The sequence below is a fragment of the Brevundimonas sp. T2-11 genome (assembly GCF_055397675.1).
The window spans coordinates 1087877-1104790 of sequence record NZ_AP027920.1 but is presented as its reverse complement, the minus strand read 5'-3'; the positions used below and the strand labels follow the sequence as shown (position 1 = coordinate 1104790).

The window sequence follows — 16914 nt, the reverse complement described above, 5'->3', positions numbered from 1 at the left end:
AGGGTCAAAAGGTCCAGTCAGATCAAACCGGGTCGCAGCGGTTGGCGCGAACGGTCTTGCCGTCCTGCTCGACACGCAGCGAAATGCCGGCCACGGGCGACAGACGCAGGATCTGGACAAGGGTGTGATCGCCTTCCGAAGACTGGTTCTCCAGCACCACGCGAATGGCGTCGCCCTCATCTTCGAGGGTTTCCAGCGCCACCAGTTTCGAGGTGTCCTCGTAACCCTTGATCTCGTTGGCGGAGATGACGAAGCGGGTGCCGCTTTCGTCCTTGGCGCAACCGTCGTCGCTGTAGTCCCATTCGCCGCGATAACCGACGGGGAAGACCGCTTGCGACGGTTGTCCCGCGCGAGCGACTTCTTCCTCTGCCGCAGACACCGGTTCGGACGATGCAGCTTGCTGAGGCGCCGCAGCGGGCGCTTCTTTCTCCGACGAGGCGGTTTCAGCCTGAGAACCGCAGGCGCTCAGAGCCAACGACAGGGCCCCGGTCAGAGCGGTCAGAACGAACGTCGTCTTCATATCGAAATCTCCTGCACAGGGGCGGGTTACATCCGGAACACGCCGAACGTCGTCTCCGGGATCGGGGCGTTGAGGCTGGCGCTGATGGCCAGGCCCAGAACGTCGCGGGTCTGGGCCGGGTCGATCACGCCATCGTCCCACAGGCGGGCCGTGGCGTAATAGGGGTTGCCCTCGTCCTCATACTTCTGACGGATCGGCGCCTTGAAGGCCTCGGCTTCGTCAGGCGTCCATGTGTCCGCGTCGCGGTGGACGGTGGCCAGGACGCTGGCCGCCTGCTCGCCGCCCATCACGCTGATGCGGCTGTTAGGCCAGGTGAAGAGGAAGCGCGGGGAATAGGCCCGGCCGCACATGCCGTAGTTGCCGGCGCCGAAGCTGCCGCCGATCAGGACGGTGAATTTGGGCACCTCGGCGCTGGCGACGGCCGTCACCAGCTTGGCGCCGTGCTTGGCGATGCCCTCGGCTTCGTACTTGCCGCCGACCATGAAGCCCGAGATGTTCTGCAGGAAGAGCAGCGGAATCTTGCGCTTGCAGGCCAGTTCGATGAAGTGCGCGCCCTTCTGGGCGCTCTCCGAGAACAGGACGCCGTTGTTGGCCAGGATGGCCACCGGCTGGCCCCAGATGCGGGCGAAGCCGCAGACCAGAGACGTGCCGTACAGGGCCTTGAACTCATCCAGCTCCGAGCCGTCGACGATGCGGGCGATGACCTCGCGCACGTCATAGGGGGCGCGGACGTCCTCGGGGATGAGGCCGTAGAGCTCTTGCGGGTCATAGGCAGGGGCGCGCGGCTCGCGTACGTCCAGCGGCTGGGGCTTGATGGTGTTCAGATTGGCGACGATGGAGCGGACGATCTCCAGCGCGTGCTCGTCGTTCTCGGCCACATGGTCGACCACGCCGGACTTGCGGCCGTGGGTTTCGGCGCCGCCCAGCTCCTCGGCCGAGATGACCTCGCCGGTCGCGGCCTTCACCAGGGGCGGGCCGGCCAGGAAGATGGTGCCCTGATTGCGCACGATCACCGTCTCGTCGGACATGGCGGGCACATAGGCGCCGCCTGCCGTGCAAGAGCCCATGACGCAGGCGATCTGCGGGATCGAGCGGGCGCTCATCCGCGCCTGGTTGAAGAAGATGCGGCCGAAATGATCGCGGTCGGGGAAGACCTCGGCCTGGTGCGGCAGATTGGCCCCGCCCGAATCGACCAGATAGACGCAGGGCAGGTTGTTCTGCTCGGCGATCTCCTGCGCGCGCAGGTGCTTCTTCACCGTCATGGGGAAGTAGGCGCCGCCCTTCACCGTCGGGTCGTTGGCCACGATCATGACCTCGCGACCCGAGACCCGGCCGACGCCGCAGATCATGCCCGCGCCCGGGGCTTCGTCCCGATACATGCCGTTGGCGGCCAGTTGGCCGACTTCAAGGAAGGGCGAGCCGGGGTCCAGCAGGCGCTCGACCCGGTCGCGCGGCAACAGCTTGCCCCGCGCCACATGGCGGTCGCGGCTGGCGTCGGAGCCCCCGCGCGCGGCCTTGGCCACCTTCTCGTAAAGCTCATCCCGCAGGGCGCGATTGTGCGCATCCAGCGTTTTGAAAGCAGGACTGTTGCGATCGACGGCGGAAATCAGCTTGGGCATGCCCCAAGGTTTAGGTGGCTTCCGCGTCGGTGGGAAGCGTCCGCTTTCCTGTCGAACAGATTCCGGCCTAAACCTGCCTCATGGCTGCTGAACGTCCCGACACGCCGCCCGACTCGCTGGAAGCCGCCCTGGCGCGCGTCTTCGAGGGCACGAAGAACACCCGCGCCAGCTGGTTCGCCCTGACGCGGGGCGAGCGGCTGTTCTCGGCGGGAGATCCCGCCGACACCCTCTACCTGCTGCGCGCGGGACGGCTGGGCGTCTTCCGCGACGACAACGGACGCGGGCCTCAGTTCATCGGCGTCATCAAGCCCGGCGATCCGGTCGGCGAGATGGCCATGCTGGCCGGCACGACCCACATGGCCAATGTCGTGGCCCTGCGCGACAGCGACGTCATCGCCCTGCCCCGCGACGCCTTTTTCGAAGCCGCCCGCGGCGAGCCCGCCCTGATGGCGGAGCTGGGCCAGGTCATGCTGACCCGCGCCCGCGACCGCAACTCGACCGGCTCCGACCCGACCGTCTTCGGTTTCATCTCGGCGCGCAGCCAACCGATCAGAAGCTTCGTCGAGCGCGTCGCCCGCGCCGTCGAGGCCCAGGGCTTCACCTGCCGCATCATCGACCACACCGCTCTGTCGTCCGCCGCCGAATGGTTTTCCGGCGTCGAGGACGCCCACGACTACGTCCTCTATGTCGCCGAATCCGACCAGCCCGGCTGGGCCGCCCTGTGCGCCCGTCAGGTGGACCGGGTCTTCATGGTGGGCGATGCGGACCGCAGGCCACAGGCCCCTGTCCTGCCCTCCGAGATCGAGGACGAGGCCCACCCGCTGACCGACCTGATCCTGCTGCGTCCGGCGCACATGGGGCGGCCGACACGAACCCGCGACTGGCTGGAGGCCTTCAAGCCCGGTCGCTGGTTCCATGCGGTCGAGGGCCTGTTCGACGACACGGCGCGCATCGCCCGCATCGTCACCGGCTCGGCGGTCGGGGTGGTCCTGTCCGGCGGCGGCGCGCGCGCCTACGCCCACATCGGCGCGCTGAGGGCCCTGCGCGAGGCCGGCATGCCGATCGACTTCGTCGGTGGATCGTCCATGGGCGCCGTCATAGCCGCCGGTCCGGGTCTGGGCTGGTCCGACGAGGAACTGGACGAGCGCATCCGCAAGGCCTTTGTCCTGTCCGACCCCCTGTCGGACATCGCCTTCCCCATCATCGCCATGACCCACGCCCGCAAGGTCGCGCGCCTGATGCAGGACGCCTATGGCGACGTGAACATCGAGGACATGCCCCTGCCCTTCTTCGCCGTCTCGACCAACCTGACCTCGGGCAAGGTCGAGGTGCATCGCGAGGGCATGCTGCGCCACGCCCTGCGCGCCTCCATCTCCCTGCCCGGCGTCATGCCGCCCGTGGTGATGAACGGTCAGGTCCTGGTGGACGGCGCCGTGCTGCGGAACTTCCCCAGCGAGGTCATGCGCCGCCTGAACAGCGGCCCGGTGGTCGGCGTGGACGTGTCCCAGACGCGAGGCGTCGATCCCAAGGCCCTGGAGGACCCGCCGTCCTGGTGGCGCTGGATCCTGTCGGGCGCCTGGAAGAAGGGACCGCCCATCGTCTCGGTTCTGATGCGCTCGGCCACCCTGTCGACCGAGGCCGAGTTGATGCAGGCGCGGGCCGACACCGACCTGCTGATCCTGCCCAAGCCCGAGGGCGTCGATATCCGCGACTGGAAGGCCTACGACCCCGCCGTGTCCTCAGGCTACGCCGCCGCCCAGGCCGCGCTGACGACGCTGAAATGTCCGGTCGAGCACCTGCATCGACGCCGTGTCAGCGCCTTTGCGCCACCAGAAACAGACGAGGAAATGGTAGAAGAGTCGCCCCGTCCGCCCGTCTAGGGAAGGCCGCCGACAGCCGCCCCCCCAGCGCGGTCAGGAAGGCGTCGCGCGCCGGCGGATCGCCATCCAGGGCGGTCAGATAGGGCCGCAGCGCCGTGCCCTTCATCCATTCCAGCACCGCATCCTCGCCAGCCAGAACGTGCAGATAGGTCGTCGCCCAGATGTCGATGTCGCCGCACAGGGGCGCCAGGGCCTCGTAATAGGCCTCGGCGGGCAACAGGGGCGCGATGGTGTCCACCCCGGCCAGGGCCGCCGCCCATGGGCCAACAGCCGCCGTCTCACGCATGATCGTGTGGTGACGCGTCTCCCAGGCCATGGGCATCTGCACCGTTAGCAAGCCGCCGGGCGCCAGCGCCCCCGCCAGATGCGCGAAAAGCTCGGCGTGATCCGGCAGCCATTGCAGCGAGGCGTTAGCCAGAATGAGATCGGCGGGCCGGCCCGGCGCCCAGGTCGCGATATCGCCGACGGACCAATCGACCTCAGCCGACAGGGCGCGGGCCTGCTCCAGCATGGCCGCGCTGGAGTCCATCCCGTGGACATGGGCGGACGGATGTCGCCGCTGCAGCAGGGCTGCGTGCTGGCCCGTGCCGCAACCCAGGTCCCAGATCTCGGTCGGCGCGAAATCCTCGGGCAGGCGCACCAGCAAGTCGAGCGCGGCGCGGTCGCGCTGGGCTTCAAAGCGATTGTATTGCTTGGGGTCCCACGCAGGTGCGGACATTGATCGATACCTCCCGAACCGTCGCCGAAGCGATTCTATCGGGGAATGGTACAGCCTCTCAGGTTTGAACTGAGGACCTCCGGCTCCACAAACCGGCGCTCTAACCAACTGAGCTAAGGCTGCACATCTCTGCGCGAGGGCGGTTCTCTAGCGGGCCTCGCCCGGCGGAGCAAGCACCCTTTTCACCCTCGGCGCAGGGAAATCGCTTTTATCCCCGTCAGTTCCACCCTCGGCTGGCGATGTACTGCTCCAGAGCCGTGATCCGCGTCTGATCCGACGGGTGGGTCGAGGCGAACTGCGGGGTCGAGGACTGACGCTGCTGGGCCATGGTCCGCCACAGGGCGACGGCCTCGGAGGGCTTGTAGCCGGCGGCGGCCAGATAATCGACGCCGAGACGATCAGCCTCCAGCTCATGGCTGCGCGAGAAGGGCAAGAGGACGCCCAGTTGCGCGCCCAGGCCGCCAAAGGCCTGAACCGCCTGACCATAGTCGCCGGCCTGGCTCTGCACCGCGCCCAGCACCAGACCCGTGGCGGCGTTGGTCGAGGATCGCTCGGCGGCGTGACGCGCCACGACGTGACCGACCTCGTGGCCGATGACTGTGGCCAGTTGATCGTCGTTGCGCGCCATGTTCAGCAGGCCCGTCGTGACGCCGATATGGCCAGACGGCAGGACGAAGGCGTTGGGCGTCGCATCCTCGAACACCGCATAGTCCCAGTGACGATCGCTCAGCCGCGCCGCCTGGACGATGCGGTCGCCGACGCGGCGCACACGCGCGTTCTGGGCCGCATTGTTCGACACCTTCTGCGTGCGAAGGGTCTCGGCCCATGCCGCGCGCGATTGCTGGATCAGGGCGCTGTCGTCCACGATCAGGAACTGATTGCGGCCCAGGGTTTCATTATAGGCGCAGGCGCCGAGGCTCACGAGACCGACACCAAGCGTCAGGGCAGCGAGAATGGACTTGGGCGACACGGGACCTCCGGAAATGCTCAGGGTCCATAATGCACAGCCTCCCCTCAAGCTCCATGCGCAAACACGGTTCGACGCCGCGCAAAGAAAAACGCCCCGGGGTTTCCCCCAGGGCGTTCAACCTGATCTCGGAAGAGATCCTTAGTCCAGTCGGAACCGAGTCGTGAACTCGACGCGGGCGCCGACGGCGGCGCCGTCGACAGTCCGGGGCGACAGACGACCCGAACGAGCCGCCCGAAGAACCGCTTGGCCGAAACCGGCGCCGGCGGGATCTTCGTCCACCAGACGGCAGTCCGAAAGGCTGCCGTTCGGAGCGACCGCGCAGTTCACCTTGGCCGAACCCGACTCGATGCCGCGCGATTGGGCGCGTTCCGGGAACTCGGGCGAGACCTGGCGCGACCAGCTCGGGTTGGTGATGACCGAAGGCTTCGGCGGCGGGGGCGGCGCCGGCGGAGGCGGAGGTCCGGGGACGATCACGGGCGGGCCCGTATATTCGACGCGGTCTTCCTTCTTCGTCGGTTCGATCGGCAGAGTCACCGGAGGCGGAGGCGCCTGGGTGTTGATCTGCGGTTCACGCACCTGAAGCTTCGGCGGCGGAGGAGTGTCCGGCGGAGGCGGCGGCGGCGGCGGCGGCGGCGGCGGAGGGGGAACCTCCATCAGCTCGACGTCGACGGCCTCGTCCTCGTAGGTCATTTCCTTCAGCTTGAACTTGTTGTTGTACAAGTACAGGCCCGCCAGGGCGTGGACGATCACCGAGATGGAGATGCCCACGATGGCGCCGGTGGAAAGCTTCTTCTTCTTCTTCGGCGGATCCAGGATCGGATCGCGGTGGACGTGAGGTTCAGCTGTCATGCTATTCGCCCGCCCCCCTTATTGCTCTTCGCCAACGAGGGCGACGCTATAGAAACCGTTGTCCTGGAGGGCGTTCATGACCTGCATGAAGTCGCCATACCGAGTCTGCTGGTCTGCACGAATGAAAATACGCTCGTCGGCAGGGTTCCGGCGCCCGATCTGGACGCGCAGGTCGTCACCCAGCGAACCGGGCGAGGACTGCATGTCGCCAATCCAGACATCGCCATCGTTCTGGATGGAGATGAAGACAGGCGTCGGCGGATTCTTGCCGGGAGGCGCAACGGCGCGAGGCAGTTTCACCGGCACCGACACGGTGGCGAGCGGAGCCGCCACCATGAAGATGATGAGGAGCACGAGCATGATGTCAACGAAGGGCGTGACATTGATCTCGGCGTTAGCCTCGACGGTGTACTTGCCGCCGCCGGAACCGGAAAGTTTGGCGGCCATCCGTCTTATGCTCCCTTGTCGAGCTGACGCGAGATGGCGTTGATCAGTTCAGCGTTGAAGCCGTCCGAACGGGTGCCGTAGGCCGAGATGCGCGTGTTGAAGTAGTTGTAGAAGATAACGGCCGGGATAGCGGCGAACAGGCCGATACCGGTGGCCAGCAGGGCTTCAGCAATACCCGGAGCAACGACGGCCAGGTTGGTCGTGTTGGACTCGGCGATGCCGATGAAGGAGTTCATGATGCCGTAAACGGTGCCGAACAGACCGATGAACGGACCGGACGAACCGACCGAAGCCAGGAACTGCTGGCCGCCCGACAGGCGCTTGGCCAGACCGGCCTGAACAGCGGCGACGGCGTTCTGCGAGCGCAGCAGGGCCGAGTCGCGATGGGCGCCGGTCACTTCCAGGCCAGCTTGACGCGACAGTTCGATTTCTTCGGTGGCGGCGGCGGCCATGTCAGCCAGCGGGTTGCCGTCGAAGTCTTCCGACGTGGCCACGCGGCGCATGTCGGCGATGGTGCGGGCGCCGCGGAAGGCTTCCAGGAAGCGGTCGGTGGCCTTGTTCAGGGCGCCGAACTCCAGCAGCTTGATGAGCAGCAGGGTCCAGGAGAAGATCGAGGCCAGCAGCAGGCCGATCATGACGGCCTTAACGACTGCGGTGGCTTCCATGAACATGGAGACCGGGGTGATGCCGCCGCCGTGGCCGCCCGAGACCGACTCGCTGACCGTGGTCGGATCAGCGGCGGGGGCAGCGGCGTCAGCAGCCGGAGCGGCGGCGTCAGCGGCCGGAGCGGCCGGAGCAGCGGCGGCGGCAGGAGCAGCGGCGGGAGCCGCAGCGTCTTGCGCCAGAACCGGCGAGCTCGCCATCAGGACGGCGGCGCCGGCCATTGCGAGGAGGATATTCGTCTTCTTGCTATCGAGCATTGTTCGCCAGTTCCTGCTTTGGTCTGACACGTGGAACCCAAGACACGGACCGCGTCAGTCGGCCGTCCCTATAATGAAATTGCGCCACCCCCGGATCGAGCCGGATCGGTGGAGCCGCCCCCCCGCGACGTCCGTTCGAAAACGGGCGCCGCCGCCAAGGTCCGGGCACAATATCCCGGTCACCCCGACCTGCAAGCAGGAATGCGGTTAAGTCCCTTTGGCGAACGCCCCACGTAGCGTCAAGTGCGCAAAGTTTCTTTTCCCCTTCGCACCTGCAGCAATCAGAGAGATCGGCAAAATATTTGCGATATATGCAATAATGACGACACGAAACCGTCGCATCACGCGATGTTACGGAAATGCAATTCCCAAGGCGAAATTTAGGCCATTTCACGGCAACGCTCTTCCGGACCGAACCAGGGCGCACAACACATGGCTTGTTAGGGGGAAGTGGTGCCTGGAGGCGGGTTCGAACCACCGACACGCGGATTTTCAATCCGCTGCTCTACCAGCTGAGCTATCCAGGCGCACGACGTCGTCGCGAGAGGCGGGTCTATAGGCGAGGCCGGAGGGGCTGTCCAGACGCCAATTCACTCAATTCAGCGATCTTTTTCATCTTCGACCACTTCTTCGGCCGGAATGGCGTAGCCGCCGGTGAACCAGCGCTGCAGATCAACGTCGGCGCAGCGCTTGGAGCAGAAGGGCTTGTAGGCCGGAACGGCTTCCTGGCGCCGGCAGATGGGGCAGAGCGACATTTATAAAGCCTCCTCGATTCTGGCGGCGGCGCCGGTCATGGCCGGATCGGCCAGCAGACCGCCTCTCGGCCCGAGCGCCTGAACCAGCCGCTCGGCGAGGGCCGCCTCTTCCGGACCGCAGCGTGCGATGAAACGCGGCGCGGCAGGATCGGACAGCATGGCCAGACGCAGCTGACGCACGACGGCGATGGCGCGCGCCTCGGCCGTCGGTCGTCCGCCGGCGTCCAGCAGACGCTCGTCCAGCGGGGTCCTGCGCCACGGCAGGGACAATTGCATCAGACCGAACCGGCTCAAAGGTCCGAACACGGCCTGCGGCTCGCCCGAAAAGGCGGCGCGCACGCCCTTCATCATGGTGTCGCCGTGCAGACCGGCGCCGATCAGGTCGATCACGACCAGCCCGCCCCACCCTTTCAGCGTCAGCAGTCGGGCGGCGTGGACAAGGCCCTCGCGATTGGCGGTCTCGCGGCTCTTGCGGGAATTGCGTCCCGGCGCCGGCGCGTGATCGATGTCGACGGCGATGAGGGCGCGGGTGCGCTGAATCATCAGGTCCAGACCGCAGGAAGGATCAACGACACTGGCGGACAGGGCGTCCTCCTCGGCCTCCAGCGAAGCCCGGATCGCGGCCGCGCCGGTCTGGGGCGCGACACCCGGCGCCAGCCCCGCCAGAATCGCCCGGACATCCGGTCCCGGCGCCAGCAGACGCGGCTCGCCGGCCGCCTCGCCGAGGCGGCGCAGCACCGGCCCCTTGCGCTCGCGCGGTTCGGCGACGACCTCGACTTCGATCTTGGCCCCCTCCCCCGGCTTGTCGTTCTGGCCCAGCGGCAGGAAGCCGAACGGCTCGCCCGCCCCCAGGTCGACGAAGGCGCCGCGAAGCCCCGGATCGACACGCGCGATACGGCCGACGCAACGCGCGCCCAACCTATCGCCCGGCCGGTCGCTGTCGCGGTGCAGGATCAGATGGGTATAGAGGCCGTCGCGGGCGATGACGCCGCGGGTCTCGCCCGGCGTCTCGTCGAGGAAGACCTCGATGTTCGCCATGTCAGGCGATCCTGGGCCGCCAGCCGGCGCCCCGAAGCAGATTCGCCGCCTCATACAACGGCAGGCCCATGACGGCCGGGTGGCTGCCGACGATGCGGCGCACGAAGGCGGCGGCCGCCCCCTGGATGCCGTAACCGCCCGCCTTGCCGCGCCACTCGCCCGAGGCGACATAGGTCGCGATCTCTTCGGGCGACAGGGTCTTGAAGGAGACGCGGGTGTCCACAACCCGACAGGTCGTCTGACCGTTGGCGATCACGACGACGCCCGTGAAGACGCGGTGATTGCGACCCGACAGCAGTTCAAGGAAGCGACGGGCCTCGGCCTCATCGGCCGGCTTTTCCAGCAGGCGGCGGCCCACGGCGACGACGGTGTCGGCGGCCAGGACGATGGCGTCAGGCGACCTTGCGGCCACCACCTCGGCCTTGCCGCGCGCCAGACGCTCGGCCAGACGCGACGGCGTCTCGTTCTTCAGCGGCGTCTCGTCGATGTCGGCGGGATCAACATGATCGGGAACCACCCCGATCTGCGCCAGCAGTTCAATACGGCGCGGGCTCGACGAGGCCAGAACCAGCCTCGGAACCGAAAGGTCAGGACGCGACACGCGCGTCCTTACTTGAAGCGATAGGTGATGCGGCCCTTGGTCAGGTCGTAGGGCGTCATTTCGACCAGCACCTTGTCGCCCGCCAGAACGCGGATGCGGTTCTTGCGCATCTTGCCGGCGGTGTGGGCGATGATCTCGTGGTCGTTTTCCAGCGTCACGCGGAAAGTGGCGTTCGGCAGCAGTTCGCTGACGACGCCGGGGAACTCGAGAAGCTCTTCCTTGGCCATGCGGTCTCTCTCGCCCGGAAAAACGGCTTAAGGCTCGCGTCGGGCGTGAACGCGAGCCGTGAAGGAGGCGCCTAATGCACCAAAACGCCGAAATAGTCGAGTTCAGCCGCGTCGATAGACGGCGCAAACCAGCGTGAACAGCCGACGAGCGGTTTCCTTGTCGATCTCGACCTTGCCTTCGAGACGCCCCCGGAGCAGTTCGGCGCCTTCGTTGTGCAGGCCGCGACGGCCCATGTCGACCGACTCGATCTGGCTGGGCGAGGAGCCGCGCAGGGCCTCGTAATAGCTCTCGCAGATCAGGGCGTAGTCACGGATCACCGTCTTCATCGGCGACAGCGACAGGACGTGGGTGCGGGCGAAGTCCGGCCCGGTGATGTCGAAGGCCAGCCGGTTATCCTGCGAGGACAGGCGCAGGGCATAGGGACCGCCCTCGGCGCCTTCCGGCGCAAAACTGTTCTGCTCGACCAGATCGAAGATGGCGACGCGGCGCTGATGCTCGATCTCGGCGGTCGGGGCCGGAAGGGTCGCCGCGTCGACTTCGATCGACGACAGCTTGTGCGGACCGCTCACGACTGCACCTCGTCCAGATGAGTAGGCGCCACGCGCGCGGGCCAGCGGTCCGACAGGTCCGTCAGCACGGCGTCCAGGCACTCCACGTCGATGCGCAGATCCCCGCCGCCCGCGAACATCAGGATGACGCGGCCGCCGGGGGCCTCAGTCGGCTCGAAATCAAGCGCCAGCAGCTCCAGCGCCGATTCGGGCAGGCGCGGCAGGCGCCGGCTCTTGACCGCCTCGACATCGCCGAACTGCATCGCCGCCATGACGCGCGTGCCGCCGCATTCCCAGCAGAAGCGCGACAGGACGATGGTCAGACGCCGGGCTTCCTTTTCCCAACGAATATCGACAGGCCGCATGATGGCGTCCTGAAGCGCGGCCGAGATGATCTGCAGATCGACGGCGTCCTCGGCCAGCAGGCGCAAGGGCTCCATGGGCGACAGGGCTTCCGCCGCCGCCTCGGTGTCAGAGATCGCCTCGACCTCAGTGCTCATCCGCCTCGCCTTTCACGCGCCGCACGTCGGCGCCGCAGGCTCCCAGCTTTTCTTCCATCCGCTCGAAGCCGCGATCCAGATGATACACACGACCGACCGTGGTTTCGCCATCCGCGACCAGACCGGCCATGACCAGGCTGATCGAGGCCCGCAGGTCGGTGGCCATGACCGGCGCGCCGTGCAGCTTCTCGACGCCCCGCACCCGCGCCTCGCCGGCGTGAACCGAGATGTCGGCGCCCAGACGCGCCAGCTCGGGCGCGTGCATGAAGCGGTTCTCGAAGATATTCTCGTGGATGATGCTCTCGCCCTCGGCGGTCGTCATCAGGGCCATGAACTGGGCCTGCAGGTCGGTGGCGAAACCCGGATAGATTTCGGTCGTGACGTTGACGGCCTTCAGCCGCTGCGCCGGATCGCGGCGCACGATGACGCCGTCGGCGGTCGCTTCGACCTCGACGCCCGCCTCGATCATCTTGTCGGTCAGGGCGGCGATCAGATCGGCGCGCCCCTTGGTCAGGCGCACCTCGCCCCCCGCCATGGCCGCCGCCAGGGCGTAGCTGCCCATCTCGATCCGGTCGGGAATCACCGACCAGGTCGCGCCCGACAGCGACGAGACGCCGGTGATGGTCAGGACATCGGTATCCAGGCCCTCGATTTTCGCGCCCATGGCGATCAGGCAGCGAGCCAGGTCGCCGATCTCGGGCTCGCGCGCGGCGCGCTTCAGCACCGTCGTCCCGTTGGCCAGAACCGCCGCCAGCAGGGCGTGTTCGGTCGCGCCGACCGAGACGAAGGGAAACTCGATCTCGGCCCCCTGCAGCCCCTTGGGCGCATGAGCGGAGACATAGCCCTCTTCCAGCTCGATCTCGGCTCCCATGGCCGCCAGGGCCATCAGGTGCAGATCGACCGGACGCGCGCCAATGGTGCAGCCGCCGGGCAGCGAGACCCTCGCCTCGCCCGAACGGGCCAGCAGCGGCCCCAGCACGTTGAACGAGGCCCGCATCTGACGAACCAGATCATAGGGGGCGAAGGTCGAAGTCAGTTGCGGCGCATGGAACAGGGTCTCCTGTCCGTCGGCGCCGTTGCGCTCGGTCACCTCGACGCCGAACTGCTGCAACAGCTGGCCCAGGAATCGGGTGTCCGCCAGGCGCGGCATATTGGTCAGCAGCAGGGGCTGATCCGTCAGGATCGAGGCCGCCATCAGCTTGATGGCGGAATTCTTGGCGCCGCTGACTTCGATCTGGCCGTTCAGGCGGTTGCCGCCGTGGATGACGATGCTGTCCATGAAATCTTTCGCAGCCGGAAACACAGCGCCCCGGCGAACTGCTTGTCTAGCAAGCCCTTACGCCCTCGCGAAAGAGCCGTGTGCGCGCAAGAACGATGACTTTCAGTTGCGTTCCGTGGCGGGCCGAGGCGCGGCGGTGGGCGCCTTGCGGCGCTTCAGGTTGGTGCGCAGGGCGGCGGCCAGACGCACGGCGCGCTCGGCCTTGGCCTTCTGTTCGCGTGTCAGCTCCACGACCGGGGCGGCGGGAACGGCGTCTTTGGGCGAGCTATCCATGTTGTGCAGCAGAACCCGACCAAAGTTTTTGATCAAGCATGCATTTTCCGCTTGTGCCGCCCCGAAGTCGTTGGCTATACGGCCGCTCTCCTCGTTGAGGGCCGCCGTAGCTCAGTGGTAGAGCGCATCCTTGGTAAGGCTGAGGTCGTGGGTTCGATTCCCCCCGGCGGCACCATCCCAGCCCTTGCAGATCAACGATTTGCAAGGGCCGGGGCCAATCTCCCCGACAATCTGATGCGCTATCCTGACGCGGACGAAATGCGCCATTCGTCGCCTGACGTCTGGTCAAGTCCGCACCGCGCCCGCTAGACCTTCCGACCTCATCAGTAGGGGTATTGGGGGCTCTCATGAAACGCAGCCTGTTGACCACTGTCGCGGCCCTGGCCGTGGCCTTCCCGGCGCTCGCGCAAAACACGCCGACCAACGATTCGACGGCCGCCGCCGCGACGCCGGACAAGCCGAAGTGGGACGTTCAGAACCCGCCGGGCGCGTCGCACGACGCAAGCATCGACGTCACCGAAGGCACCTGGATGTCGCTGGACGTCAGCCCGGACGGTCGCGAAATCGTCTTCGACCTGCTGGGCGACATCTATGTCATGCCGATCGCCGGCGGCGAGGCCCGCGCCATCGCCTCGGGCGTGGCCTGGGACATGCAGCCCAAGTATTCGCCGGATGGCCGCTCCATCGCCTTCACCTCGGACCGGGGCGGCGGCGACAACCTGTGGGTCATGGACCGCGACGGCGCGAACGCCAGACAGGTGTCCAACGAGACCTTCCGCCTTCTCACCCAGCCCGACTGGTCGCCGGACGGCCAGTTCATCGTCGGCCGCAAGCACTTCACCTCGTCGCGCTCGCTGGGCGCGGGCGAGATGTGGATGTACCACCGCGCGGGCGGCAGCGGCGTGCAACTGACCGAGCGCCGCACCCAGCAGAAGGATACGGGCGAGCCCGCCTTCTCGCCCGACGGCCGCTACCTCTACTTCAGCGATGATTCCACGCCGGGCGGCGTGTTCGACTATTCCAAGGACCCGAACACCCAGATCTATGTGATCCGGCGCCTGGATCGCGAGACGGGCGAGGTCACGCCCTTCGTCACCGGCCCCGGCGGCTCGATTCGCCCCACCCCCTCGCCCGACGGCAAGTCCCTGGCCTTCATCCGGCGCGACCGGTACAAGTCCGTCCTCTACGTCATGGACCTCGAATCGGGCCGCGAGACTCCGATCCACGACGCCCTGGACCGCGATCTGCAGGAAACCTGGGCCATCCACGGCGTCTATCCGACGATCAGCTGGACCCCGGACAACCGCGCGATCGTCTTCTGGGCCGGCGGCAAGATCCACCGCATCGACGTGTCCACCAAGGCCGTCAGCGAAATCCCCTTCCACGTCGCCGACACCCGCCGCGTGCAAGAGGCCGTGCGCTTCCCTGTCGAGGTGGCTCCTGACCGGTTCGACGTGAAGATGGTCCGCTGGGCCCAGACCTCGCCTGATGGGTCGACGGTCGTGTTCGAGGCTCTCGGCAATCTGTGGATCCGCGACCTGAGGAACGGCGTGGCGGGAACGCCCCGACGCCTGACGCGCCAGAGCGACCACTTCGAGCTCTATCCGTCGTGGTCCCGCGACGGTCGCTCCATCGTCTACACGACCTGGAACGATCAGGACCTGGGCACGCTGCGGGTGATTCCCGCCGCCGGCGGCGAAGGCCGCGTCATCAGCGCCCATCCGGGCCACTACCTGGAGCCGCAGTTCTCGCCGGATGGCCAGACCATCGTCTATCGCACCTCCAGCGACGGTTTCCTGCGCACCGCCCTGTGGAGCCGCGAGCCGGGCGTCTACCGCACCTCGGTACGCGGCGGCGAGCCGACCCTGATCACCGACGAGGGCTCCAACCCGCAGTTCGGCGCCCGCAACGACCGGATCTTCCTGACGGCCCGCGACGGCGACAAGCGCGTGCTGAAATCGGTCAACCTGTCCGGCGACGACGAACGCACCCACCTGAGCAGCGAATGGGCGGCCGAGTTCTCGGTCTCGCCCGATGAGCACTGGGTGGCCTGGACCGAGCGCTTCAACGCCTATGTGACGCCCTTCGTCTCGACCGGCCGCGCCATCACGGTCGGCGCGGACACCAAGGCCCTGCCCCAGACCCGCGTCACCCGCGACGCCGGCGAGTGGCTGCACTGGTCGGGTGATTCCAGCCGTCTTCAGTGGTCGATGGGACCGGAACTGTTCTCGCGTCCGCTGAGCGAAAGCTTCGCCTTCGCCGAGGGCGCGCCCGCCGAACTGCCCAAACCCGCCGAGCATGGAATCAAGATCGGCTTCAGCGCCGACTACGCCCGGCCGACCGGCCGCGTGGTCCTGAGCGGCGCCCGCCTGATCACCATGAAGGGCGACGAGGTCATCGAGGACGGCGTGGTCGTCATCAACGGCAACCGCATCGAGGCCATCGGCCCGCGCAGCTCTGTCACGGTTCCAGCCGACGCCCGCGTCATGGACATGGCCGGCAAGACCATCATCCCCGGTCTGGTGGACGCCCACTGGCACGGCTCAATGGGCTCGGACGAGATCATCCCGCAGCAGTCCTGGGTCAACTACGCCGCCCTCGCCTTCGGCGTGACCACGATCCACGACCCGTCCAATGATTCGAGCGAGATCTTCGCCCACAGCGAGCTGGCCAAGGCCGGACGCGTCGTGGCGCCGCGCATCTTCTCGACCGGCACCATCCTGTACGGGGCCAACACGCCCTTCACGGCCCAGGTCAATGATCTGAACGACGCCCTGTCCAACCTGCGCCGGATGCAGGCCATCGGGGCCTGGAGCGTCAAGAGCTACAACCAGCCCCGCCGCGACCAGCGCCAGCAGATCATCGAGGCCGGGCGCGAGCTCGGCATGATGGTCGTGCCCGAGGGCGGCTCGCTGTATCAGCACAACATGAGCATGGTCGTGGACGGCCACACCACGATCGAGCACTCGATCCCCCTGGCCCGCCTCTATGCCGACGTGCATCAGCTGTGGCGTCAGACCAAGGTGGCCTACACCCCCACCCTGATCGTGGCCTATGGCGGCAACTGGGGCGAAAACTACTGGTATCAGGCCACGGACGTCTGGAACGACCCGATCCTGACGCAGTACGTCCCGCGCCGCATTCTGGACAGCCGCGCCCGTCGCCCGGTCCATGTGCAGCCGGACGAGCTGAACCACATCGCCATCGCCCGCGAGGCCAAGCGCCTGGCCGACGAAGGCGTGTCGGTGCAGATCGGCGCCCACGGCCAGCGCGAAGGCCTCGGCGCCCACTGGGAGCTGTGGATGTTCGAGCAGGGCGGCATGACCCCGCACGAAGCCCTGCGCGTCGGCACCCTGAACGGCGCCGCGGCGCTCGGCATGGACAAGGACATCGGCTCGCTGGAAACCGGCAAGCTGGCCGACCTGGTCGTGCTGGACGCCAACCCGCTGGAGAACCTGCGGAACACGGTCAAGATCGGCTACACCATGATCAACGGCCGCATCTTCGACAACCAGATGAACGAGGTCGGTCAGGCCCCGCGTCAGCCCTTCTGGCACCAGACCGCCGACGGTCAGGCCTGGAGCGCCGGCGCCACCTCCGCCGAGGCCGACGCGCATGGCCACAGCCACGGCCACGACTGACGGTTCTCCGTCCTGAAACGAAGAAGGCCCGACCATCCCGGTCGGGCCTTTTTTCATGCTCTGAACGTCACAGCATCCCCTGCCGTCATCCTCGGGCTTGACCCGAGGATCGGATTGTCCGTCCGCGC

At 67.1% G+C, this 16914-nt stretch carries 17 protein-coding genes and 3 tRNA genes; 3 read left to right on the top strand and 17 right to left on the bottom strand.

Annotated elements, in window-relative coordinates:
• Nucleotides 1-22 precede the first annotated feature (22 nt).
• Together ACZ5XO_RS05515 and ACZ5XO_RS05510 are read right to left on the bottom strand one after the other, a co-directional pair.
• Nucleotides 23-520 carry a hypothetical protein gene (locus ACZ5XO_RS05515; protein ID WP_464164297.1) on the bottom strand — a complete coding sequence of 166 codons (498 nt, stop codon included), beginning with the start codon at nucleotides 518-520 and terminating at the stop codon, nucleotides 23-25.
• A gap of 26 nt (nucleotides 521-546) precedes the next feature.
• On the bottom strand, nucleotides 547-2139 hold the full coding sequence (locus tag ACZ5XO_RS05510; protein ID WP_464164296.1) for a carboxyl transferase domain-containing protein: 1593 nt from the start codon (nucleotides 2137-2139) through the stop codon (nucleotides 547-549).
• Nucleotides 2140-2219: 80 nt separating this feature from the next.
• Here ACZ5XO_RS05510 and ACZ5XO_RS05505 point away from each other — a divergent pair, with 80 nt between their 5' ends.
• Nucleotides 2220-4019 (top strand): patatin-like phospholipase family protein, encoded by a 1800-nt coding sequence (locus tag ACZ5XO_RS05505; RefSeq protein ID WP_464164295.1) that lies wholly within the window; start codon nucleotides 2220-2222, stop codon nucleotides 4017-4019.
• Here ACZ5XO_RS05505 and ACZ5XO_RS05500 read toward each other — a convergent pair.
• The 15 genes from ACZ5XO_RS05500 to ACZ5XO_RS05430 form a co-directional block, all read right to left on the bottom strand.
• Complete coding sequence (locus ACZ5XO_RS05500) at nucleotides 3952-4737, bottom strand: methyltransferase domain-containing protein (RefSeq protein WP_464164294.1); 786 nt, start codon at nucleotides 4735-4737, stop codon at nucleotides 3952-3954. The two genes, ACZ5XO_RS05505 and ACZ5XO_RS05500, sit on opposite strands and share 68 nt — an antisense overlap.
• Before the next feature lie 46 nt (nucleotides 4738-4783).
• Nucleotides 4784-4860, bottom strand: a tRNA-His gene (locus ACZ5XO_RS05495).
• A gap of 94 nt (nucleotides 4861-4954) precedes the next feature.
• Nucleotides 4955-5659 (bottom strand): M48 family metallopeptidase, encoded by a 705-nt coding sequence (locus tag ACZ5XO_RS05490; protein WP_464164293.1) that lies wholly within the window; start codon nucleotides 5657-5659, stop codon nucleotides 4955-4957.
• A gap of 186 nt (nucleotides 5660-5845) precedes the next feature.
• Entirely contained in the window at nucleotides 5846-6556 is a 711-nt protein-coding gene (locus tag ACZ5XO_RS05485; RefSeq protein ID WP_464164292.1) for an energy transducer TonB, read from the bottom strand.
• Between the two features lie 18 nt (nucleotides 6557-6574).
• Nucleotides 6575-7003, bottom strand: a complete 429-nt coding sequence (locus tag ACZ5XO_RS05480; RefSeq protein WP_207826279.1) for an ExbD/TolR family protein — start codon at nucleotides 7001-7003, stop codon at nucleotides 6575-6577.
• 5 nt (nucleotides 7004-7008) lie between these two features.
• The gene (locus ACZ5XO_RS05475; RefSeq protein WP_207826277.1) at nucleotides 7009-7923 is read right to left on the bottom strand and encodes a MotA/TolQ/ExbB proton channel family protein; all 915 of its coding nucleotides are present in this window, start codon (nucleotides 7921-7923) and stop codon (nucleotides 7009-7011) included.
• Between the two features lie 451 nt (nucleotides 7924-8374).
• Nucleotides 8375-8450 (bottom strand) — tRNA-Phe (locus ACZ5XO_RS05470).
• A gap of 72 nt (nucleotides 8451-8522) precedes the next feature.
• Nucleotides 8523-8678 (bottom strand): DNA gyrase inhibitor YacG, encoded by a 156-nt coding sequence (locus ACZ5XO_RS05465; protein ID WP_464164291.1) that lies wholly within the window; start codon nucleotides 8676-8678, stop codon nucleotides 8523-8525.
• Entirely contained in the window at nucleotides 8679-9716 is a 1038-nt protein-coding gene (locus ACZ5XO_RS05460) for a ribonuclease E/G (protein WP_464164290.1), read from the bottom strand. It abuts the gene before it with no gap.
• 1 nt (nucleotide 9717) lies between these two features.
• Nucleotides 9718-10317, bottom strand: a complete 600-nt coding sequence (locus ACZ5XO_RS05455) for a Maf family protein (RefSeq protein WP_464164289.1) — start codon at nucleotides 10315-10317, stop codon at nucleotides 9718-9720.
• An 8-nt stretch (nucleotides 10318-10325) separates the two neighbouring features.
• Nucleotides 10326-10544 (bottom strand): translation initiation factor IF-1, encoded by a 219-nt coding sequence (gene infA / locus ACZ5XO_RS05450; RefSeq protein WP_003164348.1) that lies wholly within the window; start codon nucleotides 10542-10544, stop codon nucleotides 10326-10328.
• Nucleotides 10545-10646: 102 nt separating this feature from the next.
• The gene (locus tag ACZ5XO_RS05445) at nucleotides 10647-11114 is read right to left on the bottom strand and encodes a UPF0262 family protein (protein WP_464164288.1); all 468 of its coding nucleotides are present in this window, start codon (nucleotides 11112-11114) and stop codon (nucleotides 10647-10649) included.
• A complete protein-coding gene (locus tag ACZ5XO_RS05440; RefSeq protein WP_464164287.1) occupies nucleotides 11111-11593 on the bottom strand; it encodes a DUF2948 family protein in 483 nt (160 codons plus the stop codon). The genes ACZ5XO_RS05445 and ACZ5XO_RS05440 overlap by 4 nt, the downstream gene beginning before the upstream one ends.
• On the bottom strand, nucleotides 11583-12872 hold the full coding sequence (murA, locus tag ACZ5XO_RS05435) for a UDP-N-acetylglucosamine 1-carboxyvinyltransferase (RefSeq protein WP_464164286.1): 1290 nt from the start codon (nucleotides 12870-12872) through the stop codon (nucleotides 11583-11585). Before murA ends, ACZ5XO_RS05440 begins: the two co-directional genes overlap by 11 nt.
• A 102-nt stretch (nucleotides 12873-12974) precedes the next feature.
• A complete protein-coding gene (locus ACZ5XO_RS05430) occupies nucleotides 12975-13181 on the bottom strand; it encodes a hypothetical protein (protein ID WP_464164285.1) in 207 nt (68 codons plus the stop codon).
• 64 nt (nucleotides 13182-13245) lie between these two features.
• Between ACZ5XO_RS05430 and ACZ5XO_RS05425 the strand changes: the two genes are divergently transcribed.
• Nucleotides 13246-13320: transfer RNA gene (locus tag ACZ5XO_RS05425), tRNA-Thr, on the top strand.
• Nucleotides 13321-13492: 172 nt separating this feature from the next.
• On the top strand, nucleotides 13493-16786 hold the full coding sequence (locus ACZ5XO_RS05420) for an amidohydrolase family protein (protein ID WP_464164284.1): 3294 nt from the start codon (nucleotides 13493-13495) through the stop codon (nucleotides 16784-16786).
• Nucleotides 16787-16914: the final 128 nt, after the last annotated feature.

What these genes read in the sequence shown, in the direction of transcription:
- ACZ5XO_RS05515 (WP_464164297.1), bottom strand. Translation starts at nt 520, where the DNA reads ATGAAGACGACGTTCGTTCTGACCGCTCTGACCGGGGCCCTGTCGTTG.
- ACZ5XO_RS05510 (WP_464164296.1), bottom strand. Translation starts at nt 2,139, where the DNA reads ATGCCCAAGCTGATTTCCGCCGTCGATCGCAACAGTCCTGCTTTCAAA.
- ACZ5XO_RS05505 (WP_464164295.1), top strand. Translation starts at nt 2,220, where the DNA reads ATGGCTGCTGAACGTCCCGACACGCCGCCCGACTCGCTGGAAGCCGCC.
- ACZ5XO_RS05500 (WP_464164294.1), bottom strand. Translation starts at nt 4,737, where the DNA reads ATGTCCGCACCTGCGTGGGACCCCAAGCAATACAATCGCTTTGAAGCC.
- ACZ5XO_RS05485 (WP_464164292.1), bottom strand. Translation starts at nt 6,556, where the DNA reads ATGACAGCTGAACCTCACGTCCACCGCGATCCGATCCTGGATCCGCCG.
- ACZ5XO_RS05480 (WP_207826279.1), bottom strand. Translation starts at nt 7,003, where the DNA reads ATGGCCGCCAAACTTTCCGGTTCCGGCGGCGGCAAGTACACCGTCGAG.
- ACZ5XO_RS05475 (WP_207826277.1), bottom strand. Translation starts at nt 7,923, where the DNA reads ATGCTCGATAGCAAGAAGACGAATATCCTCCTCGCAATGGCCGGCGCC.
- ACZ5XO_RS05465 (WP_464164291.1), bottom strand. Translation starts at nt 8,678, where the DNA reads ATGTCGCTCTGCCCCATCTGCCGGCGCCAGGAAGCCGTTCCGGCCTAC.
- ACZ5XO_RS05460 (WP_464164290.1), bottom strand. Translation starts at nt 9,716, where the DNA reads ATGGCGAACATCGAGGTCTTCCTCGACGAGACGCCGGGCGAGACCCGC.
- infA (WP_003164348.1), bottom strand. Translation starts at nt 10,544, where the DNA reads ATGGCCAAGGAAGAGCTTCTCGAGTTCCCCGGCGTCGTCAGCGAACTG.
- ACZ5XO_RS05440 (WP_464164287.1), bottom strand. Translation starts at nt 11,593, where the DNA reads ATGAGCACTGAGGTCGAGGCGATCTCTGACACCGAGGCGGCGGCGGAA.
- murA (WP_464164286.1), bottom strand. Translation starts at nt 12,872, where the DNA reads ATGGACAGCATCGTCATCCACGGCGGCAACCGCCTGAACGGCCAGATC.
- ACZ5XO_RS05420 (WP_464164284.1), top strand. Translation starts at nt 13,493, where the DNA reads ATGAAACGCAGCCTGTTGACCACTGTCGCGGCCCTGGCCGTGGCCTTC.